The following is a 26,920-nucleotide window of genomic DNA, read 5'->3' on the forward strand; positions in this document are numbered from 1 at the left end:
GTCAGAAAACGCCCACGTGAAATCCAATGCCGTTTGATCATCCCGTTATGCTTTTCGTGCATAACGTCCCCGAAGTCGTAAAAACGTGTCGCGGGCTTCGTATTGCAAGCCTTACAGGTTGAAATAGCCTGACTGTTTGCGCGCCGGGCCGATGCTGTGTCAGCGCTTGCCCTGCGCGAGCTCCTCGCTCACCGCCTCCCACAATTCACGCACGAGCGCCTGGCGTGCGTCGTCGCCTTGCGTCGCGAACTTGTCGCGATAGAGGCGGATCTCCATGTCGAGCGTGAACTGGCCCTCCGGCACGCCGCGCGTGCCCCGGTCGAGGCGGATCAGTTCCCCCTGGGCTACCGCGTCTTCCACTGCGCTGTGCGGCAGAAAGGCGATGCCGTGACCCGCGAGCGTCATCGCCTTGAGCCCTTCTGCCATGTCGGTTTCGTACACGCGGTCCAGATAGAGCCGCGCCGGAGCGTTGGCAACGATCACCTCGGTCATGCGGCCGAGATACGCGTTCGGCGTGTAGGAGAGATACGGCGCGGGCGCATCGGGCGTGCCGGGCAGCGTATAACGCGCGCGCCCCGCGCGTTGCGCCGCCGAGTACGGGCTGATCGACTCGATGCCGAGCGTTAGCGTGTCGTAGCGCGCGGGGTCGAGCGTCACGGGGTGGCTCGGGTGGTGATAGCCCATCACGAGGTCGCAGCCGCCCTCCACGAGCGACAGCACGGCGTCGTGCACGTTCAGCGCGCGCAGCCGCGTGTGGATGCGGCCGAGCTTCGCTTCGATGCGCTGCAGCCAGCGCGGAAAGTACGTGAGCGAAAGCGTGTGCGGCACCGCGAACTCGATCGTCGCGGCGGGCGTGGCCGTGTGGCCGCGCAACAGGGTACGCGCCTCGTGAAACTGGGAAAGCATCGCGAGCGCCTGCTCGTAGAACACCTGGCCCGCCGCCGTGAGGCGCGTCGGATAAACCGAACGATCGATCAGCTCGGTGCCCAGCCACGCTTCGAGCGCCTGGATACGGCGCGAGAAAGCCGGCTGCGTCACGTGGCGCAGCTCGGCCGAGCGGCTGAAACTATGCGTCTCCGCGAGCGAAACGAAGTCTTCGAGCCATTTGAGTTCCATGCGGGGCCAGCGAGCGGATGAGAAGTCCGCATTCTAGGCCTGCGGGCGCTTGCCTGGGCGCCGGCGCGGCGAATATCGCGCCGCGCCGGGCAGATGCCATTAGCGGGGCAGCTCGGTGAGCGCGGTTTCCAGTTCGGCGACCACGCCGCTCCAGTCGCCGAGCGTGGACTGGCGAAACACGCGCGCCGAGGGATACCAGACCGAGTCCGCGCGATCCTTGCCCCAGCGCCAGTCGGGCTGCGCGGCGAGCAGCACCCACACCGGCTTGCCGAGCGCGCCGGCGAGGTGCGCGACCGACGTATCGACCGTGATGACGAGGTCGAGCGCCTCGATGAGCGCCGCCGTGGCCGAGAAGTCGTGCAACTCGTCGCCGAGCGCGTCCATCGGCCAGCGGCCCGCGACCGGTGCGAGCTGCGCGGCCCCCGGGCCCTTCTGGATCGCAAACCAGGCGTTGCCAGGGAGTGCGGAGAGCGGCAGAAGCGACTTGAGCGGCACAGAACGGAAAGCGTCGAAATGGTGACGCGGATTGCCCGCCCAGACGAGCCCGATGCGGCGACGCGCGGCGCCGGCCAGCGCGTTCACGCGTGCGTGCCAGGCGGCGGCCTGCACGATATCGGCGTGCATATAGGGGGTGTCGGCGTAAATCGGCCGGCCGCGAAACTTCAGCGGCAGGCTCATCACGTCGCACCAGAAGTCGTATTCCGAGGCGATGACTTCGTCGCTCGGCGCGGCGTCGAGCACGCGCGCGACACCCGGCACCGTCGCCGCGAGCGACGCCAGTTCCGGCGCGACCCACGCGTGAACCTGCGCGCCCATCTGCGCCAGCAGGCCCGCATAGCGCACGAACTGGATCTGATCGCCCACACCCTGCTCACGGCAGATCAGCAAGCGCTTGCCAGCGAGCGGCTCACCCTGCCACTCGGGGCATGGCAATTTACGGTAGTTGGCCTTGGCGGTCGAGGTGAGCTTGCGGTTCTCGAAGAGCGGCCAGCCGCCGGTGTAGTCTTCGCGCCGCAGCATCAGCATGCCGAGCTGAAAAACCGATTCAGGCAGGTCCGGGTTCAGTTCGAGTGCGCGCCGATAGTCGATCTCCGCTTCGTCGTAGCGCGCGAGCGCAGTCAGCGCGAATGCCAGATTGTTGATGATGCCCGCGCCATCGGGCTTGAGCTGCGCGGCACGCCGGTAAAGCGGAATCGCCTCTTCATAGCGATGCATCGCGTCGTAGGCATAGCCGAGTTCGAAAAGCGCGAGTACGTTGTCAGGCTCGCGCGCGATCACGGCTTCGAAGCAGGTGGCCGCTTCGGCGTGCTTCTCTTTAGCGCGCAGCAGCCGGCCCATGTGGATCAGCGCTTTCAGATCACGGGGATCGAGCGCCGCGGCGGCGCGGAACTCCGCAAGTGCTGCGTCTTTTGCGCCTTCGGTTTCCAGTGCGCGGCCGAGATTGAACGCGAAGTGTGCGGATTGCGGCGCCAGCGCACGCGCACGCCGATAGTGCTGCGAGGCGCCCGCGATATCGCCGAGCTCCATCAACGCATTGCCGAGATTGTTGTGTGCGTTCGCAAATTCGGGTGCGAGCGCGAGCGCCTTGCGCTGCCAGGCGGCGGCGCCCGCGTGGTCGCCCAGGCGGGTCGCGACCACGCCGCGGTTGGCAAGATATTCGGCATTGTCGGGCGCCGTCGCGAGCGCGCGGTCGATCAGTGCCGCGGCTTCCTTCAGCTGGTCGCGGCCGAGCGCAATCACGCCCAGGTAGTGCAGTGCACCGGAGTGTTCGGGATGCGCCGCGAGCGCGGACTGATAGTGGGCATGGGCGTCGTCGATCCGGCCCGCGCGGTGGCAAGCAAGACCGGCTTCGATCAGCACAGCGGCCTCGTCGGAAGAGAGAGTGGGGGCATCGGTGGTCATGGCGGCAAATATTTGATTAAGCGCAAACTTTTGATGTGAACGCACTCTATAACCGTCTCAAAACTCCAAATCCCGTTAACTGGCGGGCGCGACATCAGGCCTCAGGGGAACATCGCATCCCACCGCTCGGCTGCCGCTGACAGCGCCGGCGTCGGCCCCTGTCGGCAAGGTGATAAAATCTTGGGTTCACGCCGTCTCGAATCTGACTGCAACCGACTGCCAACTGAGCGTAACGCGCCACGTTACGTCCCCATCATGTCCGACACTCGTCCCGATACCCTCTTCGCGCTCAACGCGCTCTCCCCGCTCGACGGCCGCTACGCCTCGAAAACCGAAGCGCTGCGCGACTGGCTCTCGGAAGCCGCCTTCATGCGCAACCGCGTGACGGTGGAAATTCACTGGCTGATCGCGCTGTCGCAAGCCGGCTTCGCTGAAGTGCCGCGCTTCTCGCAAGCGTCGGAGCAGTTCCTGCTCAAGCTCGCCGAGAACTTCACGGCGCACGACGCCGCGCGCATCAAGGACATCGAGCGCGTGACGAACCACGACGTGAAGGCCGTGGAGTACTGGCTCAAGGAGTCGGTGAAGGGCCAGCCGGAACTGGAGCGCGCAAGCGAGTTCATCCACTTCGCCTGCACCTCGGAAGACATCAACAACACGTCGCACGGTCTGATGCTCGCGGGCGCCCGCGAGCACGTGATCCTGCCGGCGCTGCGCTCGGTGCATCAACGCCTCGTCACGCTCGCGCACACGCATGCCGCGCAGCCGATGCTCTCGCGCACGCACGGCCAGCCGGCCAGCCCCACGACGCTCGGCAAGGAAATCGCCAACGTCGCCGCGCGTCTGGCTCGCGCGATCCAGCGCATCGAGAAGGTCGAACTGCTCGGCAAGATGAACGGCGCGGTCGGCAACTTCAACGCGCACCTCTCGGCGTATCCGGAATTCGACTGGGAAGCGTTCTCGAAGGAAGTCGTCGAACAGCGCCTGAAGCTCACGTTCAACCCGTACACGATCCAGATCGAGCCGCACGACTACATGGCGGAACTGTTCGACGCCGTCGCGCGCGCGAACACGATCCTGCTCGACCTCGACCGCGACGTGTGGGGCTACATCTCGCTCGGCTACTTCAAGCAGAAGACGAAAGCCGGCGAAATCGGCTCGTCGACCATGCCGCACAAGGTCAACCCGATCGACTTTGAAAACTCGGAAGGCAACCTCGGCCTCGCGAACGCGACGCTGCGCCACCTCGCCGACAAGCTGCCCGTTTCGCGCTGGCAGCGCGACCTCACCGACTCGACGGTGCTGCGCAATATCGGCGTGGCGTTCGGCTACTCGCTGCTGTCGTACGACGCGCTGATCCGCGGTCTCGACAAGCTCGAAGTGAACCCGCAGCGCCTGAACGACGACCTCGACGCCACGTGGGAAGTGCTGGCCGAGCCGGTGCAAACCGTGATGCGCCGCTACGGCATCGAGAATCCGTACGAGCAGCTGAAGGAACTCACGCGTGGCAAGGGCATCACGCGCGAAGCGCTGCAGACGTTCGTCAGCGGTCTCGCGATTCCTGAAGACGCGAAGCAGCGTCTGCTCGAGATGACGCCCGCGTCGTACGTCGGCAAGGCAGTGGAACTGGCGAAGCGGATTTCGTAATCGCAACCCCGCAAGGCCATAAAAAAAGCGCTCGATTGAATCGAGCGCTTTTTCGTTTACCGCCGCGATTTCAGGAGGCCTGACTGCGGCGCGTTTCCATCTGCTTCATCACTTCGTCGACGATCTGCTCCGGCGTGAGTTCGATGCTCACCTCGATCGCCTCGTCGGCGCTGGGCGCTTCGAGCGTATCGAGCTGGCTTTGCAGCAGCGACGGGTCGAAAAAGTGGCCGGTGCGCGAGGCGAGGCGCTCGTGCAGCACTTCGAACGAGCCCTTCAGGTAGACGAAGCACACGTCGCGATCGTTGCCGCGCAGGATGTCGCGATACGAACGCTTGAGCGACGAGCAGGTGAACACGGCCGTTTCGTGGGCGCGCTGCTTCTCCTCGATCGCCGCGCGAATCGTGCGCAGCCACGGCCAGCGGTCTTCGTCGGTGAGGGGAATGCCGTCGTGCATTTTCTTCTTGTTGGCTTCGCTGTGGAAGGCGTCGCCATCCGTGAAGGTGCACTTGAGGCGCTCGGCGAGCAATTCGCCGATGCGTGTCTTGCCCGCGCCCGACACGCCCATCGCTATCAGAATCATTTACTGCTCCAGTTTCACAACACCGCCGCCAGGACGAACGTGAGGCCCAGCCCCAGCAGCGAAATAATGGTTTCGAGCAACGACCAGGTCTTGAACGTCTGACCCACGGTCATGCCGAAATATTCCTTGATCAGCCAGAATCCGCCGTCGTTGACGTGCGAGAAGATCAGCGAACCCGAGCCGGTGGCAAGCACGAGCAGTTCCGGCTTCACCGTCATGGCGCTGGCCGATGCGATCGGCGCGACGATGCCGCAGGCCGTGGTCATGGCGACCGTGGCCGAGCCCGTTGCGAGACGGATCAGCGCGGCGACGAGCCAGCCGAGCAAAAGCGGCGACAGATGTTCGTTCTGCGCCAGCTCGACGATCTGCTTCGACACGCCGCTGTCCATCAGCACGCGGCCAAAGCCGCCGCCCGCGCCCACGATCAGCGTGATGCCCGCGATAGGCGCGAGGCAGTCGCCGCAGAACTTCTGGATCTGCTCGCGCGTGAAGCCGCGTTGCGCGCCGAAGGTCCAGAAGCTTACCAGCACGGCGATCAGCAGCGCGACGTCGGAGGTGCCGATAAAGTGCAACAGATTGTTTGGCAACGTCTTGGGCGTGAACACGAGATCGGCCCAGCTGCCAACCAGCATGAGGATCACCGGCAGCAGGATCGTGAAGAGCGTGATGCCAAAGCCCGGCAGCTCGCTATCGGGCTTGGGGTCGGCTTTGCTCACGAACTGCTCGGAGAGCGGGTTGCTTTCCGGCAGCTTGATAAAGCGGTGAATGAAGAGCGCGAAAAGCGGCCCGGCAATGATCGCCGTGGGCACGCCCACGATCAGACCGTAAGCGATGGTCCGGCCGATGTCGGCGTGATACGCCTGCACGGCCAGCAGCGCGGCCGGGTGCGGCGGAATCAGGCCGTGCACGACCGAGAGCCCCGCCACCATCGGCAAGCCGATCAGCAGCAGCGACTTGCCCGTGCGCTTGGCGACGTTGAACGCGATCGGAATGAGCAGCACGAAGCCGACTTCGAAGAACACCGGCAGGCCGACGATGATCGCGACGAACATCATCGCCCAGTGGATGTTCTTCTCGCCAAACCAGCGAATGAGCGTCGTGGCGATGCGCTCGGCGCCGCCCGATTCCGCCATCATCTTGCCCAGCATGGTGCCAAGGCCCACCACGATGGCAATGTGGCCAAGCGTGTTGCCGTTGCCGGTCTCGAACGACTTGACGATTTGATCCATTGGCATGCCGACGGCGAGACCGAGCAGCAGCGAAACGATGATCAGGACGAGAAACGGATAAACCTTCAACCGCGTGATCATGAAGATCAGCGCGGCAATCGCGACGAGCGCGTAGATCAGCAGCGAACTGCCGTGGGCCACTCCCATGAGGCTCTTCTCCAGGTAGTTGTTCGAAGTCCTTTCAGCCTGTCCGGCACCACGTGTTTGCGCGTTGCGGCTGCGCACACGTCGAACCAGACGCAGGGCGAAAGGGGGCCGGCCGTCGCCGGGCCGGCGATTGTAGAGCTTATAACGACTTTTGGTGTGGCGTGCTTGAAAGACGAGCGAGCCGCGCAAAGCGTGCGCCTGAAAGGCGCCGTTTGCGCGGCTCGTTGCACACCCCTCGTACACGCGGGGGGGGCGGCATTCCAGTCATCGTTGCGCCGCAACATACGGCGCGTGCGTCAAGCAGAAGCGCGCGTTTATCGCACAGGGCGCGAAAGCTCGCTCGCGGCGTGCGCCAGGCGCGTGACTTCGTCCCAGTTCTGCGCGGCGATCGCCGCCTTCGGCGTGAGCCACGAACCGCCCACGCACACCACGTTGGGCAGCGCGAGGAAGGTCGGAGCCGACTCGGCGCTGATGCCGCCCGTCGGGCAGAACTTGAGCGTCGGGAACGGGCCGTGGAACGCTTGCAGCATGTTCAGGCCGCCGGCAGGAACCGCCGGGAAGAACTTGACGATCTCGTAGCCCAGTTCCATCGCGACGATGATGTCGGTCGGCGTCATCACACCCGGCAGCAGCGGCAGACCCGCGTCGAGCGAGGCCTGATGGATCTCGCGCGTGAGGCCCGGCGAAACGCCGAACTGTGCGCCGGCTTTCTTCGCGAGCGCGCAGTGCTCCGGCTTCGTGATCGTGCCCACGCCCACGACGATGTCCGGCGCGATCTTCGCGGCGCGCTCGATGGCTTCGAGGCCGGCCTTCGTGCGCAGCGTGATTTCCAGCACCTTCACGCCGCCCGCGTGGAGCGCGCGGGAAACGTGCTCGCCCTGCTCCGGCGTGTCGAATGCGAGCACCGGGATGACGGGACCCAGGCGGACGATATCGGCGACTGTGTTACTTGCCATGTTCAGGCTCCTTGATGATGAATTCAGTTCGCGGCGTGTGCCGGCGCATGGGCGGCCGCAGCGGCGGCTGCGGGTGCGGCCTGCTCGCCCACGAGCGGACCGAACACCGTCGCGCCCAGTTCAGCAGGCGCGGCAGTGGCGCGGAACACGCCGAACAGCTCGCGGCCAAAGCCCACTTCGTTGAGTTCCTGATGCGCGGGCTGCGCGACCGGGCGCGCGTCCCACTCGGCATCCTCCACTTCGATGTCGAGCACGCCTTCCACCGCGTCAATCACGATCGTATCGCCGTCGCGCACCTTGCCGATCGGGCCGTGCAGCAGCGTTTCCGGCGAAACGTGGATCACGGCGGGCACCTTGCCCGATGCACCCGACATACGCCCGTCGGTCACGAGCGCCACGTGAAAGCCCTTGTCCTGCAGCACGCCGAGCAGCGGCGTGAGGCGGTGCAGTTCCGGCATGCCGTTGGCGCGCGCGCCCTGGAAGCGCACGACGGCCACGAAATCGCGCTCGAGTTCGCCGCGGTCGAACGCTTCCTGCACGGCCTCCTGCGAATCGAACACGATGGCGGGAGCGCGCACCTTGCGGCGCTCCGGCGCGACAGCGGAAACCTTGATGACGCCGCGGCCCAGACGCCCCTGCATCAGGCGCAAGCCGCCGTCCGGCTGGAACGGCGTCGGAAGCGGACGCAGAACGGACTCGTCGGCGCTCTTCTCGACAGCCGGCACCCACGTGAGCTTGCCGTCGATGAGCTTCGGCTCCTCGGTGTAGTGACGCAGGCCACGGCCCGCGACGGTATTCACGTCCTCGTGCAGCAGGCCGCCGTCGAGCAGTTCGCGCACGAGGAACGCAATGCCGCCCGCCGCGTGGAAGTGGTTCACGTCGGCCTTACCGTTCGGATACACGCGCGCGAGCAGCGGCACGGCGTCCGACAGCACGTCGAAGTCGTTCCAGTCGATGATGATGCCCGCCGCGCGCGCCATCGCCACGAGGTGCAGCGTGTGATTGGTCGAGCCGCCCGTTGCCATCAGCGCGACGATGCCGTTGATCACGGCCTTTTCGTCGACCACATGGCCGATAGGCGTGTAGTTGCCGCGCTCGACGGTGAGTTCGAGCACGCGGCGAGCCGCGGCGGCGGTCAGTTCGTCGCGCAGCGGCGTATGCGGGTGGATGAAGGCCGAGCCCGGCAGATGCAGGCCCATGATCTCCATGAGCATCTGGTTGCTGTTGGCCGTGCCGTAGAACGTGCAGGTGCCGTGGCCGTGATAGGCGGCCGCCTCCGATTCGAGCAGCGCCGCGCGATCGCACTGACCCGTGGCGAACTGCTGGCGCACCTTGGCCTTGTCGTCGTTCGTGATGCCGCTCGTCATCGGACCGGCGGGCACGAAAATCGTGGGCAAATGGCCGAATTGCAGCGCGCCGATCAGAAGGCCCGGCACGATCTTGTCGCAGACGCCCAGGCACAGCGCCGCATCGAACATGTTGTGCGTGAGCGCCACGGCCGTGCTCATCGCGATCACTTCACGCGAAAAGAGCGACAGCTCCATGCCGGCGTTGCCCTGCGTGACGCCGTCGCACATCGCCGGCACGCCGCCCGCGAACTGCGCGACGCCGCCGCCTTCGCGCGCCGCCTTCTTGATGATGTCGGGGAAATCCTTGTACGGCGCGTGCGCCGAGAGCATCTCGTTATACGCCGAGACGATGCCGATGTTCGGTTCGCGAATCGACTTGATCGCGATCTTGTCGCGACCTTCGAGGCCGGCGAAGCCGTGCGCGAGATTCGCGCACGAGAGCGCGCCGCGCGCCGGGAACCGGTCCTGAGCCGCCGCGATGCGCGCCAGATAGGCCTCGCGCGTGGGCTTGCTGCGCTCGATCACGCGTTGCGTGACCTTCATCAACTGAGAATGCGGGGAAACCATCGAATCTCCTTCCTTCTTGTCTCGGCGGGGACGCTCGGGGCCGGATCGGGCGTGTTTTCGACGGTCCGATCAGCGATGGCGCGATGTTAGTAGAAAAACTACAAGCCGACAATCCCGGAAAGACCCTGGGAACGTAGCATTAAACGAACGCCTAGTCTCATTATGGGCGGGCCACACAGCGAACGACACCAGCCAGCCCGGAAAGAAGCAAACGGCGATCCTGTAGTTTTTGTACATAACCTCCGATCCGCTATAGTCCACGGATCTTTCAGCATAGTGCGAGTTTCCTGATGCTGCTGTCCCAGGTGAAAGCCATGCGCGAGCAATTGCGTCCTTCGGAGCGCAAGCTCGCCGACTACGTTGTCCAAGCCCCGCGCGAAGTGCTCGATCTTTCGATGACCGAGGTCGCCGAGCGCGCGGGCGTGAGCCAGCCGACCATCGCGCGGTTTTGCCACGCGCTCGGATTCTCGGGGTTCCGGGAGTTCAAGATCCGGTTGGCACAAGCGGTCGCCGCAGACCTGCCGACGGAGCATCCAGCCGTCTATCGCGACGTGAGCCCGGACGAACCGGTGCCGGGCGTCGCGGCCAAAGTGCTCGATCGGACGATCGGCGCGCTCGTTCAAGTGCGCAACAACCTTTCGACCGACTCGCTCGCCGCCGCCATCAATCTGCTCGCGCGCGCTTCGCGTATCGAGTTCTATGGCGCGGGCGGTTCGGGCATCGCCGCTCAGGACATGCAGCACAAGTTCTTTCGCCTTGGCATGCCGAGCGTCGCGTATTCCGATCCACATACGTTTCTGATGTCGGCGGCGCTGCTCGGTCCCGGCGACGTGGTCGTGACGATCTCGAACACCGGGCGCACGCGCGACATTGTGGACGCCGCGCGCACGGCGCTCGATCGCGGCGCGAAGGTGATCGCGATCACGCACGGCACCTCGCCGCTTGCGCGCCTCGCGAGCGTTGGGCTGCACGCAAACGTCGATGAGGACACCGACATTTTTTCGCCGATGACCTCGCGCACCTCGCATCTCGCGATCGGCGACATACTCGCGGTGGGCGTGGCACTGCAGCGGGGGCCGGAGCTTGCGGAAAAGCTTGCGGACGCGAAGGAGATCATCGCGAGGCGAAGGTTGGACGAGAAAGGCTGAGCGTTCGCGCCTCACATGGCGCGGCCCGCAGCAGACTTCGCTACAAAATAAAAAACGGACCCCGAGGGGTCCGCCTTGCGTTTTGGCCCGAACTACGGGGCCGACCAACAGGAAAAGCGCGGCTTACCGGAAGCGGCCATACCGCGCCGCAACCGGTTGAGCCTCAAACGCTTACCACTGGTACGACATACCGCCGCCGAAGGTGGCGCCGCCACACCACCCAGCGTCACCGTGTTATGCGCCGACGTGTCGTACATCACCGCATCGGCCAGCTTGCTGTTGATGTTGGTGATCTGACCATTGATGGTCGTCACGTTGCCCTGCAAGTTCGTGATCTGACCGTTGATGGTAGTCACATTGCCGGCAAGGTTAGAGATCGAGGTCGTATTGGCCGAGACCTGCGTGTTCGTCGCGAAAAGCTCCGAGCCGTTCACCGCGTCCGTGCTCGAAGCCGACACGCTGCCCGCCGCCACGTTGGTGATTGTGCGCTCGGCTCCTGATGCGCCTACGCTCACCGTACCCGTCGGGCTCACCCCCTGGTACTGGTAGGTAACTCCGCCGATCACACCGCTCGGAGTGCCAGCAACGGTTCCCGTTGTCGCGCCGTTGCCCAACGCCACGGAGTTCGCAGTGCCGGCGACTGCGCTATCGCCAATCGCAATGGCGTTCATACTCGAAGCCTGCGCAGAAAATCCGAGAGCCATTGCATTGGCGGCGCTGGCCAAGGAGCCGTAGCCCGATGCGATGGCGTGTACTGCGCCGTTAGCAACTTTAGCGCCAGGGCCCAGCGCCAACCCGTAGTCGGCAGAAGTGCCGACATATGCATCTGAGCCAAGCGCAAGAGATTTGACCGAAAGCGCGGAAGTGTTGACGCCCAACGCGACGGCATTGCCGCCACTGGCTATCGTGTGATAGTTCGTGCTGCCTGCGCCTATGGCGACGTCACCCGTCGACGTCGCGCTACTTCCGGTGCCGATGGATAATGCTGAAGCATTATTATTCGAGCCGATGTTGCCGCCATCGAGGGCAGACGCGACAGCTCCGAGTGATACGCCAGCAAGACCAAGCGCCGATGCGGCCCTCAGCGTCCGCACCGCAGACGCCTTCTTTTTACGTCCCGTGGCCATTTCCGGAGCGGCGACCCAAGTGCCGGTAGCCTCATTCCATATTGAACGGTAGATCTTATTCATATGTAATCCTAATCGATATGTCAAACACTAGAAACCGTAGCTGCGCTCAATCCCGGCTGAAGGCTTGTTCGAACTGACTCGAACGCGTTCGCGCTGGATGGCTTCCAGTGAAGCGCTGCCGCCGCACCGATGGCGGCGCTGCCTTGTTCGGGCCGTGGTTGCCGGCAGTGGTGATCGTATTCAGCCCATGCGTTCGGTCGCCGACCGCTGCTTGTTTGTGTCTAAAACCGGGAGGGGAGCGACTCACTGGCAGGTCACCTGCCCTCTCAGCCAGTGGGAGTTCCCTGCTGCCCCTGCCCACGAGCGGCAGCAATCATTTGAATTGCGGCCCGCGGTCGTGCTGACTCGTGCCAGACCAATCTATTCGACTTGTTCATTCCTCGCCCCCGATGATTGCCTTCAATTCGAAAAAACCGCTGCCCGTGCGAGATCAACGATTTACCTGGCTCATGCAGTTGCTCGCCGATTTTAGTGAATAATCAGAATTCCCTGACAAAGTCAGCAGAACGACATGCGATGATTGAGGCGACTATATGTGCTTGATTTCATGAGGGCCATAAGAGAACTCTTAAAGAACAATTTCATGCAAAATCAAGAAAAATAGCACTCCCACAAAGGCATTTCCGGCGAGTATCGCGGTGGCAATCGGCATCGCTAATTCAAAAGTCAGCACATCGAAATCACAGAAAAAAAGCTTTAATTTATTGCGATCAATCAAGATTTGATTTCAATAAAATAAATAATATTACTCAATTAGTTAAAGTAACTTACGTAACGCAAGAATAATTCCTACGCCGCATTTTAATTATTGAAGACGGCAGTCATCCACCTACAGAAAATGAGCCCCTCGGTTCGCCCCATATTCATGGCATATCCGAATACCCCTGGAAACATTGATTGGCGAAAACGGGTACAACCCGGCTTCAAACCCAAGCCGTTGCGCAAAAACAACCCCGGATTTCCGCAGTGGTTTTGAGACTAGTCCTATATCCCATCGTCCGTCAGCAAAATAGAATTTGTGTGTCGGGAAACGCTGACTCCGGGCTTCCGCGTCAACGAGCCACACTGGCGTCGCGCATGCGTCACCAAGTTCACGGTAGTCGCACGCTTTCATACCGGCCACGTGCTGGCTGCGCCCCTATCCGTTTCCCCAGCTGAGCGAGCCATCCGGCTTCGCGCTCACATACAAGGAAACGCCATGAAACGCCTCTTGATTCTCGCCGTCGTCGGCGCACTAACGTCGTCCGCTTTCGCCGCCGTGCCGGCTGCAAACAACCCCATTAGCGAACGCCTGCAGGTAGAACTCCTCGAACATCAATGGACGCAGGCCGCCGCAACCGGCGACGGCGCGGTTCTCAACGACCTGCTAGACGATAAGTTCTTCGAAGTATTGCCGGGCAACATCCGCCGCAGCAAACGTGACCTGCTGGCCGCCGCGTCAGTTGCCGCCGGCGGCTCGCAAGTGCTGGAGGATGTGCGCGTACGGGTGCTCGACAATGTCGCCGTGGTGACCGGCATCAACCGTTACACGCCAGCAACGGGTTACAAGGCTGTCGAGTATCGCTTCACGGACGTGTTCGTGAAGCGCGAGGATCAATGGCGCGTGGCGGCGGCACGCATGCGCCGTATGGATACTGGCAGCATTTGAGGCCGCCAGACGTGGAGGATTTGAAGAAGAAGACGGGAACGTTGTGTCAGAACGGCTTGATAACCGCCAGCGCCACCGCGGCAAGCATGCCAAGCACTGGCAGTTCGTTGAACATGCGATACCACTTGTCGGAGCGACGGTTCTCGCCGCGCTCGAAGGTGCGCAGCAGGCGCCCACAGTACGCGTGATAGATGATGAGCAGCACGACCACGCCGACCTTCGCATGGATCCACCCCTGCCCGCGTCCGATGCCCACAACGAGCCACAGCCACAAACCGCATAGCAGGGCCGGTACAGCGATGAGCGTCATGAAGCGGTAGAGCTTGCGCGCCATGATGAGCAGGCGCTTGACGGCCGCGGGCTCCGTTTCCATCGCGAGATTCACGAAAATGCGCGGCAGATAGAACAGGCCCGCGAACCACGAGGCGATCAGTACGATATGAAACGTCTTGACCCAAAGCATCGACATTCTTTTTTCTTCTTGATGGTCAATTAAGGGGGAGACGGCGTGCCGCCTCGCCTGGGCTAACGGCTACTGGCGGCCCTCACCGTGGCCGAGCACAACGTACTTGAGCGACGTCAGGCCCTCGAGGCCCACTGGGCCGCGCGCATGCAGCTTGTCGTTCGAAATGCCGATTTCCGCGCCAAGGCCGAATTCGAAGCCGTCGGCGAAGCGCGTCGACGCGTTCACCATCACGCTCGCCGAGTCCACTTCGCGCAGGAAGCGCATCGCGCGGTCATGATCCTCCGTGACAATGGCGTCGGTGTGGTGCGATCCGTAGTGATTGATGTGCTCGATCGCATCGTCGAGCGTATCGACCACCTTCACCGCCAGCACGGGCGCAAGGTACTCGGTGCGCCAGTCTTCTTCCGTAGCGTCCACGAGCGGACCCACGCCAGCGTCCGCGAGAATCGAGCGCGCCGCGGCATCCACGCGCAGTTCCACGTCCTTTTCGCGATAGAGGCGGCCAAGCGGCGGCAGCACGTCATGCGCAATGCCGCGCGCCACGAGCAGCGTCTCCATTGTGTTGCAGGTGCCGTAGCGGTGCGTCTTGGCGTTGTCGCACACGGTCAGCGCCTTTGCGAGGTCGGCGCGGTCGTCCACGTACACGTGGCAGATGCCGTCAAGGTGCTTGATCATCGGCACGCGCGCTTCGGCCATCAGGCGCTCGATCAGGCTCTTGCCGCCGCGCGGCACGATCACGTCCACGAATTCCGTCATGGTGATGAGCTTGCCCACCGCGGCGCGGTCCGCCGTTTCGACCACCTGGACCGCGTCCTGCGGCAGGCCCGCTGCCGCCAGCCCCTCGCCGATCAGCTTCGCGAGCGCCGTGTTGCACTCCAGCGCCTCGGAGCCGCCGCGCAGAATCGTGGCGTTGCCGGACTTCAGGCACAGCGCCGCGGCGTCGATCGTCACATTCGGACGCGATTCGTAGATGATGCCGATCACACCGAGCGGCACGCGCATCTGCCCCACCTGAATGCCGCTCGGGCGAAACTTGAGGTTGCCGATCTCGCCGATCGGGTCCGGCAGCGCCGCGACCTGGCGCAGACCTTCGATCATCGTCTTGAGCGCCTTGTCAGAGAGCGTGAGACGGTCGATGAAAGCGGCGTCGTGGCCCTTCTCCTTCGCTCGTGCGAGGTCGCGTGCATTCGCATCCTTCAGGTGCTGCGCGTCGCGCTCGATGGCTTGCGCCACCGCATCGAGCGCCGCGTTCTTCGCGGCCGTCGAGGCCCGTGCCATCGCGCGCGAAGCTTTGCGGGCGCGGCGGCCGAGGTCGGTCATGTACTGGTCGATATCCATGGTGTCTTTCGTCATGCGGCGCGTGAGGCACAGTCGGATTGCGCCGAGCGCGGTTCGATTCAAAGCGGTTCAGGCCGATTTTAAGGCCAGCCGCCAAGCTTTGCTGGACATGGCCGGGCGGCTCGGCATGCGCACCGGCCGCGCGGCAGGCATAGAGCAGGTGCCGAAGCGCCGGTTCGGGCAAGCCGTGGAGGGCTTTAGCCCGGCCGGCGCGACGGCCCTGCGGTGCGCGGTCGGGCCGCTGCCGCTGCGGCGGCTGCCGCAGCAGCCGGGCTGCGTGGCTGAGCGTCCGGCTGCGTGCGGCCTGGCGCCGCAGCGCTGCGCGCCGGCGCGCCGCCATCGCGAGGCGCGGCCACCGTCATCGCCAGTTCGAAGAGGCCGTCCCAGGCGTCGGGAGGCAAAGCGTTGCGCCAATCGGCACGCGATTGCCCCGAAAGGCCCTTCACCTGGCGGTCGAGCCGCGCCGCAAGCGCAAGTCCACGCTCCAGCGTCGCTTCGCTCAAGCGCGAAAGCGCCGGCCCGATAAGCCGCTCGCGCGGCCCCCACACGCGGTTCTCACGCAGCAGCATGGCGAGCGGCTTGCCGGCCGCCACGCCGCGCTTGATGCGCAGCAGCGTGCGGATTTCCTCGACCACGGCCCACAGCACCAGCACCGAAGCCTCACCCTCGCCCTGCAGCCCGTCGAGCATGCGCGCGAGGCGCCCGACATCGCCGGTCAGCATGGCTTCGTTGAGCTTGAATACGTCGTAGCGCGCGACGTTGAGCACGGCGTCGTGAATCTGCTCAAAGCTCAGCACGCCTTGCGGATATAGCAGCCCAAGTTTCTGGATTTCCTGATGCGCCGCCAGCAGATTGCCTTCCACGCGCTCCGCCACGAACTGCAGCGCGCGCCGGCCGTCCTCGCCTGGCGCAACGCGCTGACCTTGCAGCGCGAGGCGCTGGCCGATCCAGTTCGGCAGCGCCGTGCGCTCGACCGGATCGATCTTGATCGCCACACCGCTTTCCGAGAGCGCGGTGAACCAGGCGGACTTCTGCGTGGCCGCGTCGAGGCGTGGCAGCGTAACGAGCATCAGCACATCGGGATTCGCGGCCGCAGCGAGCGTCTTCAGTGCGTCCGCGCCTTCCTTGCCGGGCTTGCCCGACGGAATGCGCAACTCAACGAGTTGGCGATCGCCGAAGAGCGACATCGACTGGCTCGCGCCGAGGAGCGAACTCCAGTCGAAGCCGCGCTCGACGGTGAACACGGAGCGGTCGGTAAAGCCCGCCGCGCGCGCAGCCGCACGGATGCGGTCGCACGCCTCCTGGGCGAGCAGGTGTTCGTCGCCGTAGACGACGTACAGGCCGGCCAGTCCTCTCGCGAGGTGCGGTTCGAGTGCGTCGGGTCGCAGTTGCATGGCGCTCGGTCGAAGATCGCTCAGTAGAGGGAAACCGCGCGCATTACAGCGGCGGCGGCGGCAGCGGTGCGCGCGGCGCCACACCCGGCACGACCTGATCGGGCGTCGGGTTGATCGTTTTCAGCACGGCGAGGCGCCGCATGAGCTGATCGACGGCGTCGTTCTGCATGTCGGTGAACAGCAGGTCGGCTTCTTGCGTCTTGGCGGTCGAGAACTGATCGCTATACGTCATCGCGCGATTCAGCGCGATTGCGCTTGGCTGGATCAGCACGGAGCCGTCCGGCCTCGTCAGCGTGAAGTTGAGCGTGTAGTTGACCTGATATTCCACCACTGCGCCGACCGAATTGAGCGTGAGCGTACTGAAGCTGCGCCCTTCGGAAACGTGCAGCACAGCGTCGGCGTTGGCCACCGAATCGACCACGACCGAATCGCTGCCGCCTTCGACCATACGCGAGAGGCGCCCGACGAACGGCGGCGGCGCGCCGACGACGGCGAGGCGCTTGAAGGCGAAGTTCTGCTCGCCGCGCAACTGGAAGCCGCAGGCCGAAAGGGCGAGCGCGCTGCCCGCCACGAGCGGGAACAACCTGAGGAACGATCTGCGAATCACATGGACTCCCTGGGTTCGCGGCAGTGTCTGGGTGGCGGCGCAAGGCTGCGCCGCCAACGTGGCCTTGATTGGCGCTTAGACCACGACGTTCACGAGGCGGCCCGGCACGACGATGATCTTCTTCGGCGCACGGCCTTCCGCGAACTTGACGAACATCTCGTGCGCGAGTGCGGCGGCTTCGATCGCATCCTTCGGCGCGTCCTTGGCCACCGTCACGGCGCCGCGCACCTTGCCGTTCACCTGCAGCACGAGTTCGATCTCGGCCTGTTCCAGCGCCTTTTCGTCGACCTTCGGCCAGGGCGCGTCGAGCAGCGTGCCGTATTCGTCGCTGTAACCGAGCGCCTTCCAGAGTTCGAACGCGATGTGCGGCACGACCGGGTACAGCACGCGCAGCAGCACGCCAAAGGTTTCGCGCTGCACGCCCGCACCGGCGCCCTTGGCGCCGTCGATGGCGTTGAGCATCTTCATCGCCGCCGAAACGACCGTGTTGTACTGCAGGCGCTGATAGTCAAAGTCGGCCTGCTTGAGCACGCTATACACTTCGCGGCGCAGTGCCTTTTCGACGTCCGTGAGCGCCGCCGCGTCGAACGAGGCGCGCGACTGGATCGCGTCGGCGTTCGCGTGACCGAAGGCCCACACGCGGCGCAGGAAGCGGCTCGCGCCCTCCACGCCCGCGCCCGACCATTCGAGCTGCTGCTCGGGAGGCGCCGCGAACATCGTGAAAAGACGCGCCGTGTCTGCGCCGTACAGGTCGATCAGCACCTGGGGGTCGACGCCGTTGTTCTTCGACTTCGACATCTTCTCGACGCCGCCGAGCACCACGCTCTGGCCGTCGCTGTTGAGCGTCGCGCCAATCGGGCGGCCCTTGTCGTCGTGCGTGACCGTCACGTCGGCCGGGTTGTACCAGGTCTTCTTGCCCGCCGCGTCTTCGCGGTAGAACGTTTCGTTGAGCACCATGCCCTGCGTGAGCAGGTTCTTCGCCGGCTCGCCGAACTTCACGAGGCCGAGGTCACGCGAAACCTTCGCCCAGAAGCGCGAGTACAAGAGGTGAAGAATCGCGTGCTCGATGCCGCCGATGTACTGGTCCATCGGCATCCAGTAGTCGGTGCGCTCGTCGACCATGTTCACAGCGTCCGGCGCGGCGTAGCGGTAGAAGTACCACGACGAGTCGACGAACGTGTCCATCGTGTCGGTCTCGCGCTTCGCGTCGGCGCCGCACGTCGGGCACTTGCAGTTCAGGAACGCTTCGGACTTCGCGAGCGGGTTGCCCGTGCCGTCCGGCACGAGGTCTTCCGGCAGCACGACCGGCAGGTCCTTTTCCGGCACCGGCACGTCGCCGCAGCTCGGGCAATGGATGATCGGGATCGGCGTGCCCCAGTAGCGCTGGCGTGAAATGCCCCAGTCGCGCAAACGCCACGTGACCTGCTTGTCGCCGAGGTCGAGCGCCTTGAGGTCGGCAGCGACGGCGTCCACGGCCGCCGTGTAGGCAAGGCCGTCGTACTTGCCGCTGTTCACACACACGGCGCGTTCCTTGTCGCCGTACCATTCCTGCCAGCCGTCGAGCGAGTACGTCTCGCCTTCCACCGCGATGACCTGCTTGATCGGCAGGTTGTACTTTTTCGCGAACGCAAAGTCGCGCTCGTCGTGGCCGGGCACACCCATCACGGCGCCTTCGCCATAAGTCATCAGCACGTAGTTGCCGATCCACACCGGCACTTGCTCGTGCGTGACCGGATGCGTGACGGTGAAGCCCGTGGGCACGCCCTTCTTTTCCATCGTCGCGACGTCGGCTTCCGCCACGCCGCCGCGCTTGCATTCGTCGATGAACGCCTGCAGCTCCGGCTTGCCTTGCGCCAGTCGCGTGGCGAGCGGGTGCTCGGCCGCGATCGCGGCAAAGGTCACGCCCATGATCGTGTCGGCGCGCGTGGTGAACACGCGCAGCAGCTTCTTCTCGCCGTCCAGCTCGTACGGGAAGCCGAAGTTCACGCCGAAGCTCTTGCCGATCCAGTTCTGCTGCATGATCTTGACGCGCTCGGGCCAGCCGAGGCCGTCGAGGTCGTTCAGCAGTTCATCTGCGTACTGCGTGATGCGCAGGTAATACATCGGGATCTCGCGCTTTTCCACGAGCGCGCCCGAGCGCCAGCCGCGCCCGTCGATCACCTGCTCGTTGGCGAGCACGGTCTGATCGACCGGGTCCCAGTTCACCGTGCCGGTCTTCTTGTAGGCGATGCCCTTTTCGAGCATCTTCAGGAAGAACCACTGGTTCCACTTGTAGTAGTCGGGCTTGCAGGTGGCGATTTCACGCGACCAGTCGATGGCGAGGCCCATCGACTGCATCTGGCCCTTCATGTACTCGATATTGTCGTACGTCCACTTGGCCGGCGGCACGCTGTTGGCCATCGCGGCGTTTTCGGCAGGCATGCCGAACGCGTCCCAGCCCATCGGCATCAACGTGTTGTAGCCGTTCATGCGCAGGTAACGGTACATCACGTCGTTGATCGTGTAGTTCCGCACGTGGCCCATGTGCAGCTTGCCCGACGGATACGGCAGCATCGAGACGCAGTAGAACTTGGGCTTGTCGGCCTTCTCGGCCGTCCGGTAAGCGTCGGTGGCGCGCCATTCGCCTTGCGCGGCGGATTCGACGTCGGAGGGAACGTATTTTTCGAGCATGGTGTGGGTGGTGAACGCTGGAAACGGGCGGTTTCGGTGCCGGATGCACCGGGCCGGCCGTTCACGATACCGGCAGATTGCGGCGGTTTCGCTTAGCCCGTTTTAAAGGAAACGTTGATTATACCGTTGACTGGCGCGCGCTCAGTTCGCCGTTCAGTGCGCGCCGGCGGGCGGCTCGGTCACGAAGCCGAGGCGCGTGAGCCCGGCCTGCTGCGCGGCGCCCATCACCTGGGCGATCACGTCGTAGCGCGTCTCCCGCGCGGCGCGCAGCTGCAGCTCGGGCTGCTGCGACTCGGGCGCTTTGCCCGCCGCCGTGAAGCGCGCGCGCAGCTCGTCCAGCGTGATGGGCTGGGCGTTCCAGTAGAGCTTGCCGGCAGCGTCGATGGAAAGCGTGACGGTCTGCGCCGTTTGCTGCGCCGGCTCGGCGGCGACCTTCGGCAAATCGAGCCGGATCGCATGCGTGAAGAGCGGCGCGGTGATGATGAAGATGACGAGCAGCACGAGCATGACGTCGATGAGCGGCGTCATGTTGATGTCCGACATCGGTGCCGCATCGCGCTTCTTTTCGAGTCCGCCGAATGCCATTCGCGGTGCCTCCTACGACTCGGCGCGCGCGCCTTCGCGCATCGCGCCCTGCGCACCTTCGCGGCGCAGCGGCGCGCCTTCGGGCGCGCAGGCATAGGCGTGCAGATCGTGCGCGAAGCCGTCTAGATCGTCGCAAAGCTGGCGCACGAGGCGTCCGAGCACGTTGTAGGCGAGCACGGCCGGAATCGCGACCACGAGACCGAACGCCGTCATGATGAGCGCTTCGCCCACCGGGCCGGCCACGTTCTCGATCATCGCCTGGCCGCTCGCGGCAATGCTGCCGAGCGCGTGGTAAATGCCCCAAACCGTGCCGAGCAGCCCCACGAACGGCGCCGTGCTGCCCACCGAAGCCAGCAGCACCTGCCCGAATTCGAGCCGGCGCTGCGAAGCCTGAAGCGCACCGCGCAGCGCACGCAACACGCGCTCGCCGCGGTCTACGCGCGAAAGCATCATGCCGGGCGCGTCGGCTTCCTCGGCGGCGAGCGCCGCCTGAGCGAGCGGCAGGAAGACGCGTTCGCGGTCGACCCCACGCATGGCGGCCACGCCGTCAGCAAGGCTGCGCGCCTGCCAGAAGCGCGCAACGGCGCGCGGCCCCTGGCGCTTCGCGCGCAAGAGGATCCAGCTTTTCACGATGAGAAAGCACCAGCTCGCGACCGACATGGCGAGCAATACCCACGCTACCGCGTGGGTGACGGCATCGCCCGTCTGCAGATAGTGAATGACTCCGGAACTGGCTGCCATCGGACCTCGCTCACTGTCTGTCCGGCGCAGGCGCCGGACCATAAGGGAAACGCTCAGCGCAGGCCGAGCACGTCCTGCATATCGTACAGGCCGTTGGCCTTGTCCTGCAGAAAGCGCGCGGCGCGCACGCTGCCTTGCGCGTACGAAAGGCGGCTCGAGGACTTGTGCGTGATCTCGATGCGCTCGCCAATGCCCGCGAACAGCACCGTATGATCGCCGACGATATCGCCGCCGCGAATCGCCGAAAACCCGATCGTCGAGGGGTCGCGCTCACCGGTCACGCCTTCGCGGCCATACACGGCGCATTCGTCGAGATTGCGGCCGAGCGCCTTTGCCACGGCCTCGCCCATCGCAAGGGCGGTGCCCGAGGGCGCGTCGACCTTGTGGCGATGGTGCGCCTCGATGATCTCGATGTCGTAGCCGGTCTCGAAAAAGCGCGCCGCGTATTCGAGCAGCTTGAGCGTGACGTTCACGCCCACGCTCATGTTCGCCGCGAACACCACGCCGACCTTTTGCGCGGCCGCGCCGAGCTGCGCCTTTTGCTGGGCGTCGAAGCCGGTCGTGCCAATCACCATCTTCACGCCGTGGCGCTGCGCCGCCTCGAGGTGCGCGAGCGTGCCTTCGGGGCGCGTGAAGTCGATCAGGCAGTCGCTTTGCGCGAACACCTGCTCGATGTCGTCGGTGATGCGCACACCGGTGTCCTTGCCGAGGAATGCGCCAGCGTCCTGGCCAATGGCGGCCGAGCCCTTGCGCACGAGCGCGCCCGAGAGCGTGACGTCTGGCGAATTCAGAACGGTTTCGATGAGCATGCGGCCCATGCGGCCCGATGCCCCGGCGATTGCGATTTTCATGAGTCTTCCTGCCAATGTGTCGCTGGCCGCGGCGCGGGGTGCCACCCGGTGTCACCAGGCGCCACGAAGCGCCGCCGCCAAAAAACGCGGCGGCCGGTAGTGACACCCGGCCGCCGAATCGAAGCGTGGCGCGCCTCGCGCACCCCGCCCTGCCTGTTTTACCGGCTGGGTCAGCCGGCTCAGTTGCTCGGGGCCGCAGCCGCCCCGGAAGCCGGCACCGTGGGCGGCGCGGCGAGCGCCGAATCGCGCGCCGGGCCAGACGGCGCCGTATTGGTGTCGCCGGTGCCCTGCGCGCCGGCGGTCGGGCCGACCGGGTTGCTCTGCACGCCCTGAATTTGCGGCTGCGGCTGGCGATGCAGCTGGACCTGCGACGGCATCGTGCCGACGTTCTGCGGCAGCGCCGACGATTGCGGGTTGCCCGCGCGCACCGAAGGCGTTAGGCCGGCAGGCGTTTGCACGGCTTCCGTGGCGCGGTTTGCGGCGGCGGCGGCCTGCGCGTTGGCGTCCTGCGGCAGCGCACTGGTGGCGGTGCCGAGTTCGGACGACGGCGTGCGCGCCGTATCGCCGACCGTCGGGCCGGTCGCGCTCGTACCCACGTCGGGCGCGCCCGCTGCAGCCGCCACCGGCGCCGAAGCGCCCGATGCCGGCGCAGCCGCGACGGCCTTCTTCTTGCCGCTGCGGTCGCCGTCGATTTCGGCGAGCAGTTCGAGGTTCGACGGCAGGTCTTCACCGCCCGACCAGCTCGCTACGCGATCGCCTTCGAACAGCACGACGAAGTCACGCTGCTGAACCACGGCGGTCGAGCCGCGCTTGAAATAGAAGATATAGTCCCAGCGGTTCGCATGGAACATGTCGGTGAGGAGCGGCGTGCCGAGCAGCTGCTTGACCTCGGCCCGGGACATGCCCACCTTCATCTGCGCCGCGGCTTCCGCCGAGACGAAGTTGCCTTGCACGATGGTAATGCGGTAAGGCGTAATGCTTTGGGCGATGCTCTGCGTCACGCTGTTGTAGGTGGAACAGCCGGCGAGCGCCGCGAACGCGGCCGCAGCCAGCAGGGTGCACGCCAGGCGGCCGCCGTGCATGCGCCGGCCGATCGTTGTGAATTCTGGAATCATTTCCCTCACCGAGCGGGCTTTTCGCGAAGCCGCGCGTATTCTGTAGAAGATCGTTCGAAGTTCCGGCGAAAATGCCCGGAACGGTAAAAACGCATTAACATAACAACCTAGCATTGTACTCCAGGGACTTATCGTCATGACCAATCCAACCGATCTCAAGAACATCGGCCTCAAGGCGACGCTGCCTCGCCTCAAGATCCTGGAGATTTTTCAGCATAGCCCGGTTCGTCACCTCACCGCAGAAGACGTCTACCGCAACCTGCTGAACGAGGAGCTCGACATCGGCCTCGCCACGGTCTACCGGGTCCTCACGCAGTTCGAGCAGGCTGGGTTGCTCACGCGCAGCAACTTCGAATCGGGCAAGGCGGTGTTCGAACTCAACGAAGGCAGCCACCACGACCACCTCGTGTGCCTCGACTGCGGAATCGTTGAAGAATTTTTCGACCCCGAAATCGAAAAGCGCCAGCAGATGATCGCCAACGAGCGCGGTTTCAAGCTCCAGGAACACGCACTCGCCCTGTACGGCGCCTGCACGAAGGAAAACTGCCCGCACCGCAAGCACTGACCGCTTGCCGCTTGCAGGCTGCAGAAAAGGAAACGCCACGGCAGACCTGCCGTGGCGTTTTCATTTGGTGAACCGGTCTTGGGGAATGCCGGCCCGACTTCAGGCGGGCACGAGCGACGTGTCGGCCTGCACGAGCCGCCAGGGCTCTGCGAGCGCAATCTCATCGCAGTTCGGCTGCGCGCCGCCGCGGTCGACCACCACGAAGTCGCTCACCCGCTCAAAGGCGAGCAACGGGTGATGCCAGACGCCTTTGGCGTAATTGACGCCCTGCCCGCGCCCGGCCCAGAACGCGCGAAGCCCCGCCGGATCGAACTCGCCCGCCGGCGCGACCACCACCGCGTAGCCCGCGTCGCCAAGCGGCACGAATGCCTGGCTGCCGAGCGGATGCCGCTCCATCATCGCGATCTCGACGGGCCACGCGCGCGGCTGGGCGCGAAACACGCTGACGATGGGCCGGCCGCCCGCCTCGTTCACGTCGATGGCGGCGAGGTCGTGAAAGCGCTCGGTCGTGCCGCCGTTGATCGGAAAGTGGCGCGCGCCGGCGACTTCGATGACGTCGCCAAACGGCGCGAACGCCTCGCGCGTCAAGGGTTCCATGTGCAGGATCTGCATCGCGGCTCCTCGTTCAGACCGGTTCGCCCCACAGGCGCAGGCGCGACACGCCGCCGTCCGGGAAGATGTTGAAGCGCACGTGCGTGACCGGGCCGAGCGCGGCAATCGCGCTCTCGAACACGTGTTGCTTGTCCATTTCGAGCTTCTGCTCGCCGAGCAGCGCCGGCCAGAACATCGCCTGGGTGACGAGCGAGTCGTCGGTGCCGCCCGTCACGCTCGCCGCCTGAAGCGAGCAGCGGTCCGGGTAGTTGCCTTTGAAGTGCGCCGTGTCGACTTCGATCTTGCGGATGATGCCGGGCCGCGCGAGCGCCACGATCGCCCAGTCGTTGCCCGGTTCGCGGCGGCGGCGTGTTTCCCAGCCGTCGCCCATGTTCACGCCGCGCCCGGGCATCAGGATCGTGGCAGCGAGCCCGAAGTGCTGGTTGTTGGCCGCGACGAGATACGCGCCGTTTTCGATCGCCGCGAGATCGGCGAGGCTGCCGCGCTCGACCGTGCTCCAGTCGCGCTTGGGCTGCCCGTACACGCGCAGGCGCGCGAGACCGCCATCGGGAAAGAGATTCACGCGCAGATGCGTGAACGCGCGCGTATCGCGCACCTCGACGTAGTGATGCTGATTGCCCTGCAGCGTCGTCGCCGGGACGATGGTCTGCCAGTCGGCGTTGTCGCCTGGCGTTTCGTCGTCGCGAACCTGCGCGTAGCACGCCTCGATCGAAGCCGCCGGCGGAAAATTGCCCGTGAAATGGCTCGTGTCGAGATCCAGACCGTAGATCACGCCGGGGCGCGCGAGGCGCACGATGCAAAAGTCGTGGCCGGTCGTGCGCTTGCGGCGCGTTTCCCAGCCGTCCATCCACTTGCCGTGGTCGTCGTATTTGCCGGGGATGAAGACCGCGGGCTGCGGTTCGAGCATGCGCTCCTTCGGCGCGAAGAACTCGTCGCTCGCGTGGAGCGCGCGGGCGCCCAGACGCGGATCGGCAAGGTTCATGTAGCGGCGCGTGAAAGCGGGGGCGTTGGGGTCGAGAGTCGGAATGGCCATGATGGTGTCGTTCGCTTGAGTGGATCCGTTGATCGAAGAAAAGCGGCGCTCGGTGCGCCGCCGAAGTTCAGGCATGCGCGTGCTTGCCGCCAAGCGCGCTGTCTTCGCCGTGCACGGTGTCCGTGTCGCTGTCGCCTGCCGGCACGAAGCGGAAACCTTCGTCGAGATTCAGCACGCGCCTGGCGCGCACCTTGTCGATGTCGTGCTCCCACACGGCGACCACCACCGTCGCCACGCAGTTGCCAATCAGGTTCGTGAGTGCGCGAGCGATGCCGACGAACCAGTCCACCGGCAGAATCAGCACGAGGCCGAGCACGGGAATCGCGGGAATGGCGGAAAGCGTCGCGGCGAGAATGACGATCGCCGAGCCGGGAATGCCGTGCGCCCCCTTCGAGGTGATGAGCGAGACCAGCACCACGACGATGAGGTCGTGCATCGACAGCGGCGTGTTGGTCGCTTGCGCGATGAAGATCACGGCGAGCGTGAGGTAGATCGAAAAGCCGTCGAGGTTGAACGAGTAGCCCGTCGGGATCACGAGACCCACGGTGGAGTCCTTCACGCCCATGAATTCGAGCTTGCGCATGATCTGCGGCAGCACGGCGTCCGACGAAGCCGTGCCGAGCACGATCGAGAGTTCTTCGCGCAGGTAGCGGATCAGCTTGAACACGCTGAAGCCCGCGAGGCGCATGACAATGCCGAGCACGACCGCGACGAACACGATGCAGCTCGCGTAGAACACGATCACGAGCAGCCCGAGTTGCTTGAGCGACGCCACGCCGTAGGTGCCGGTCGTGAACGCGATCGCGCCGAGCACGCCAAGCGGCGCGAGCTTGATGATGAAGCCCATCACGCGGAAGAACACCTGCGAGAGTTCGTCGATCAGGCTGTTCACGCGCTGCGCCTTCGGGCCGAGCAGCGAGAGCGCGCTGCCGAACAGCACCGAGAACACGAGAATCTGCAGGATGTCGCCCTTTGCGAAGGCGTCGAAGGCGGTCTCGGGAATGATCTTCAGCAGGAAACCGGCAGTGTCCTTCAGGCTCTTGGCGTGCTCGGTGTAGGTCGCGAGCGAGGCGGCGTCGAGCGAGCGCAGATCCACGTTCATGCCCGCGCCCGGACGCGTGACGTACGCGAGCACGGCGCCGATCACGAGCGCGACGGTCGTCATCGCCTCGAAATACACCACCGATTTCAGGCCGACACGGCCCACCTTCTTGAGGTCGCCCGCGTGCGCCATGCCGCTCACGACCACGCAGAACACAATGGGCCCGATCACCATCTTGATGAGCTTGAGAAAGCCGTCGCCGAGCGGCCGCAACGATTGGGCGAAATGGGGAAACACCGCGCCTACCACGATGCCCAGTACGAGGGCGATCACTACGCGACCAAACAGCGAATTGAAGAACTTCGTCACGACTGTCTCCTATGTCGATGGGACTTGGAGCAACGCTCCTTAGTCCCATCCCATGC

General features: G+C 64.8%; 23 protein-coding genes. 4 read left to right on the plus strand and 19 right to left on the minus strand.

Annotation, left to right across the window (positions count from 1 at the left end):
• Positions 1-159: 159 nt before the first annotated feature.
• A complete protein-coding gene (locus U5A52_RS06370; protein WP_321913186.1) occupies positions 160-1,116 on the minus strand; it encodes a LysR family transcriptional regulator in 957 nt (318 codons plus the stop codon).
• Positions 1,117-1,215: 99 nt separating this feature from the next.
• A complete protein-coding gene (locus tag U5A52_RS06375) occupies positions 1,216-3,018 on the minus strand; it encodes a tetratricopeptide repeat protein (protein ID WP_321934283.1) in 1,803 nt (600 codons plus the stop codon).
• A gap of 255 nt (positions 3,019-3,273) precedes the next feature.
• On the opposite strand from U5A52_RS06375, the gene purB reads away from it, so the two are divergent.
• Complete coding sequence (gene purB / locus U5A52_RS06380; protein WP_321913188.1) at positions 3,274-4,662, plus strand: adenylosuccinate lyase; 1,389 nt, start codon at positions 3,274-3,276, stop codon at positions 4,660-4,662.
• Positions 4,663-4,732: 70 nt separating this feature from the next.
• Here purB and U5A52_RS06385 read toward each other — a convergent pair whose 3' ends face one another.
• From U5A52_RS06385 to edd, 4 genes are all read right to left on the minus strand, one after another.
• The gene (locus U5A52_RS06385; protein WP_321934284.1) at positions 4,733-5,242 is read right to left on the minus strand and encodes a gluconokinase; all 510 of its coding nucleotides are present in this window, start codon (positions 5,240-5,242) and stop codon (positions 4,733-4,735) included.
• Between the two features lie 14 nt (positions 5,243-5,256).
• Positions 5,257-6,618, minus strand: a complete 1,362-nt coding sequence (locus U5A52_RS06390; protein ID WP_321913190.1) for a GntP family permease — start codon at positions 6,616-6,618, stop codon at positions 5,257-5,259.
• A gap of 314 nt (positions 6,619-6,932) precedes the next feature.
• On the minus strand, positions 6,933-7,574 hold the full coding sequence (gene eda, locus U5A52_RS06395) for a bifunctional 4-hydroxy-2-oxoglutarate aldolase/2-dehydro-3-deoxy-phosphogluconate aldolase (RefSeq protein WP_321934285.1): 642 nt from the start codon (positions 7,572-7,574) through the stop codon (positions 6,933-6,935).
• A gap of 23 nt (positions 7,575-7,597) precedes the next feature.
• Positions 7,598-9,490 (minus strand): phosphogluconate dehydratase, encoded by a 1,893-nt coding sequence (gene edd, locus U5A52_RS06400; RefSeq protein ID WP_321934286.1) that lies wholly within the window; start codon positions 9,488-9,490, stop codon positions 7,598-7,600.
• A gap of 290 nt (positions 9,491-9,780) precedes the next feature.
• Between edd and U5A52_RS06405 the strand changes: the two genes are divergently transcribed.
• Positions 9,781-10,638, plus strand: a complete 858-nt coding sequence (locus U5A52_RS06405) for a MurR/RpiR family transcriptional regulator (protein ID WP_321913193.1) — start codon at positions 9,781-9,783, stop codon at positions 10,636-10,638.
• A 92-nt stretch (positions 10,639-10,730) separates the two neighbouring features.
• Here the strand turns inward: U5A52_RS06405 and U5A52_RS06410 are convergent, their stop codons facing one another.
• Positions 10,731-11,828, minus strand: a complete 1,098-nt coding sequence (locus U5A52_RS06410; protein WP_321934287.1) for an ESPR domain-containing protein — start codon at positions 11,826-11,828, stop codon at positions 10,731-10,733.
• A 1,210-nt stretch (positions 11,829-13,038) separates the two neighbouring features.
• On the opposite strand from U5A52_RS06410, the gene U5A52_RS06415 reads away from it, so the two are divergent.
• A complete protein-coding gene (locus U5A52_RS06415; RefSeq protein WP_321934288.1) occupies positions 13,039-13,476 on the plus strand; it encodes a nuclear transport factor 2 family protein in 438 nt (145 codons plus the stop codon).
• 46 nt (positions 13,477-13,522) lie between these two features.
• Here U5A52_RS06415 and U5A52_RS06420 read toward each other — a convergent pair whose 3' ends face one another.
• From U5A52_RS06420 to U5A52_RS06460, 9 genes are all read right to left on the minus strand, one after another.
• Positions 13,523-13,945: a CopD family protein gene (locus U5A52_RS06420; RefSeq protein ID WP_321917791.1), complete on the minus strand. Its 423-nt coding sequence runs from the start codon at positions 13,943-13,945 to the stop codon at positions 13,523-13,525.
• Positions 13,946-14,008: 63 nt separating this feature from the next.
• Complete coding sequence (locus U5A52_RS06425; protein WP_321934510.1) at positions 14,009-15,280, minus strand: glutamate-5-semialdehyde dehydrogenase; 1,272 nt, start codon at positions 15,278-15,280, stop codon at positions 14,009-14,011.
• 197 nt (positions 15,281-15,477) lie between these two features.
• Entirely contained in the window at positions 15,478-16,674 is a 1,197-nt protein-coding gene (gene holA, locus U5A52_RS06430; RefSeq protein ID WP_321934289.1) for a DNA polymerase III subunit delta, read from the minus strand.
• Between the two features lie 43 nt (positions 16,675-16,717).
• Positions 16,718-17,281, minus strand: coding sequence for an LPS assembly lipoprotein LptE (lptE, locus tag U5A52_RS06435; protein ID WP_321917787.1), 564 nt, complete (start codon positions 17,279-17,281; stop codon positions 16,718-16,720).
• A gap of 75 nt (positions 17,282-17,356) precedes the next feature.
• Positions 17,357-19,951, minus strand: a complete 2,595-nt coding sequence (gene leuS / locus U5A52_RS06440; RefSeq protein WP_321934290.1) for a leucine--tRNA ligase — start codon at positions 19,949-19,951, stop codon at positions 17,357-17,359.
• Between the two features lie 153 nt (positions 19,952-20,104).
• Entirely contained in the window at positions 20,105-20,536 is a 432-nt protein-coding gene (locus U5A52_RS06445; RefSeq protein ID WP_321917784.1) for a biopolymer transporter ExbD, read from the minus strand.
• A 12-nt stretch (positions 20,537-20,548) separates the two neighbouring features.
• Positions 20,549-21,277 carry a MotA/TolQ/ExbB proton channel family protein gene (locus tag U5A52_RS06450; RefSeq protein ID WP_321917782.1) on the minus strand — a complete coding sequence of 243 codons (729 nt, stop codon included), beginning with the start codon at positions 21,275-21,277 and terminating at the stop codon, positions 20,549-20,551.
• A 53-nt stretch (positions 21,278-21,330) separates the two neighbouring features.
• Entirely contained in the window at positions 21,331-22,128 is a 798-nt protein-coding gene (gene dapB / locus U5A52_RS06455; RefSeq protein ID WP_321917780.1) for a 4-hydroxy-tetrahydrodipicolinate reductase, read from the minus strand.
• A gap of 179 nt (positions 22,129-22,307) precedes the next feature.
• Positions 22,308-23,243: an outer membrane protein assembly factor BamE gene (locus tag U5A52_RS06460; RefSeq protein ID WP_321917779.1), complete on the minus strand. Its 936-nt coding sequence runs from the start codon at positions 23,241-23,243 to the stop codon at positions 22,308-22,310.
• A 136-nt stretch (positions 23,244-23,379) separates the two neighbouring features.
• On the opposite strand from U5A52_RS06460, the gene fur reads away from it, so the two are divergent.
• Positions 23,380-23,808, plus strand: coding sequence for a ferric iron uptake transcriptional regulator (gene fur / locus U5A52_RS06465; protein ID WP_065065157.1), 429 nt, complete (start codon positions 23,380-23,382; stop codon positions 23,806-23,808).
• A gap of 99 nt (positions 23,809-23,907) precedes the next feature.
• Here fur and U5A52_RS06470 read toward each other — a convergent pair whose 3' ends face one another.
• The 3 genes from U5A52_RS06470 to U5A52_RS06480 all read right to left on the minus strand — a co-directional run bounded on the left by U5A52_RS06470 (position 23,908) and on the right by U5A52_RS06480 (position 26,864).
• Complete coding sequence (locus U5A52_RS06470) at positions 23,908-24,420, minus strand: ureidoglycolate lyase (RefSeq protein ID WP_321934291.1); 513 nt, start codon at positions 24,418-24,420, stop codon at positions 23,908-23,910.
• A gap of 13 nt (positions 24,421-24,433) precedes the next feature.
• The gene (gene alc / locus U5A52_RS06475; protein WP_321934292.1) at positions 24,434-25,453 is read right to left on the minus strand and encodes an allantoicase; all 1,020 of its coding nucleotides are present in this window, start codon (positions 25,451-25,453) and stop codon (positions 24,434-24,436) included.
• Between the two features lie 67 nt (positions 25,454-25,520).
• Positions 25,521-26,864, minus strand: coding sequence for a C4-dicarboxylate transporter DctA (locus U5A52_RS06480; RefSeq protein ID WP_321934293.1), 1,344 nt, complete (start codon positions 26,862-26,864; stop codon positions 25,521-25,523).
• Positions 26,865-26,920: the final 56 nt, after the last annotated feature.

Origin of the sequence: Paraburkholderia sp. J8-2 (assembly GCF_905220195.1) — a bacterium.
Taxonomy (GTDB): Bacteria; Pseudomonadota; Gammaproteobacteria; order Burkholderiales; family Burkholderiaceae; genus Paraburkholderia.

Coding starts and splice junctions, on each gene's coding strand:
- U5A52_RS06370 (WP_321913186.1), bottom strand. CDS start 1,116: ATGGAACTCAAATGGCTCGAAGACTTCGTTTCGCTCGCGGAGACGCAT.
- U5A52_RS06375 (WP_321934283.1), bottom strand. CDS start 3,018: ATGACCACCGATGCCCCCACTCTCTCTTCCGACGAGGCCGCTGTGCTG.
- purB (WP_321913188.1), top strand. CDS start 3,274: ATGTCCGACACTCGTCCCGATACCCTCTTCGCGCTCAACGCGCTCTCC.
- U5A52_RS06385 (WP_321934284.1), bottom strand. CDS start 5,242: ATGATTCTGATAGCGATGGGCGTGTCGGGCGCGGGCAAGACACGCATC.
- U5A52_RS06390 (WP_321913190.1), bottom strand. CDS start 6,618: ATGGGAGTGGCCCACGGCAGTTCGCTGCTGATCTACGCGCTCGTCGCG.
- eda (WP_321934285.1), bottom strand. CDS start 7,574: ATGGCAAGTAACACAGTCGCCGATATCGTCCGCCTGGGTCCCGTCATC.
- edd (WP_321934286.1), bottom strand. CDS start 9,490: ATGGTTTCCCCGCATTCTCAGTTGATGAAGGTCACGCAACGCGTGATC.
- U5A52_RS06405 (WP_321913193.1), top strand. CDS start 9,781: ATGCTGCTGTCCCAGGTGAAAGCCATGCGCGAGCAATTGCGTCCTTCG.
- U5A52_RS06410 (WP_321934287.1), bottom strand. CDS start 11,828: ATGAATAAGATCTACCGTTCAATATGGAATGAGGCTACCGGCACTTGG.
- U5A52_RS06420 (WP_321917791.1), bottom strand. CDS start 13,945: ATGTCGATGCTTTGGGTCAAGACGTTTCATATCGTACTGATCGCCTCG.
- U5A52_RS06425 (WP_321934510.1), bottom strand. CDS start 15,280: ATGGATATCGACCAGTACATGACCGACCTCGGCCGCCGCGCCCGCAAA.
- holA (WP_321934289.1), bottom strand. CDS start 16,674: ATGCAACTGCGACCCGACGCACTCGAACCGCACCTCGCGAGAGGACTG.
- leuS (WP_321934290.1), bottom strand. CDS start 19,951: ATGCTCGAAAAATACGTTCCCTCCGACGTCGAATCCGCCGCGCAAGGC.
- U5A52_RS06445 (WP_321917784.1), bottom strand. CDS start 20,536: ATGGCATTCGGCGGACTCGAAAAGAAGCGCGATGCGGCACCGATGTCG.
- U5A52_RS06450 (WP_321917782.1), bottom strand. CDS start 21,277: ATGGCAGCCAGTTCCGGAGTCATTCACTATCTGCAGACGGGCGATGCC.
- dapB (WP_321917780.1), bottom strand. CDS start 22,128: ATGAAAATCGCAATCGCCGGGGCATCGGGCCGCATGGGCCGCATGCTC.
- U5A52_RS06460 (WP_321917779.1), bottom strand. CDS start 23,243: ATGATTCCAGAATTCACAACGATCGGCCGGCGCATGCACGGCGGCCGC.
- fur (WP_065065157.1), top strand. CDS start 23,380: ATGACCAATCCAACCGATCTCAAGAACATCGGCCTCAAGGCGACGCTG.
- U5A52_RS06470 (WP_321934291.1), bottom strand. CDS start 24,420: ATGCAGATCCTGCACATGGAACCCTTGACGCGCGAGGCGTTCGCGCCG.
- alc (WP_321934292.1), bottom strand. CDS start 25,453: ATGGCCATTCCGACTCTCGACCCCAACGCCCCCGCTTTCACGCGCCGC.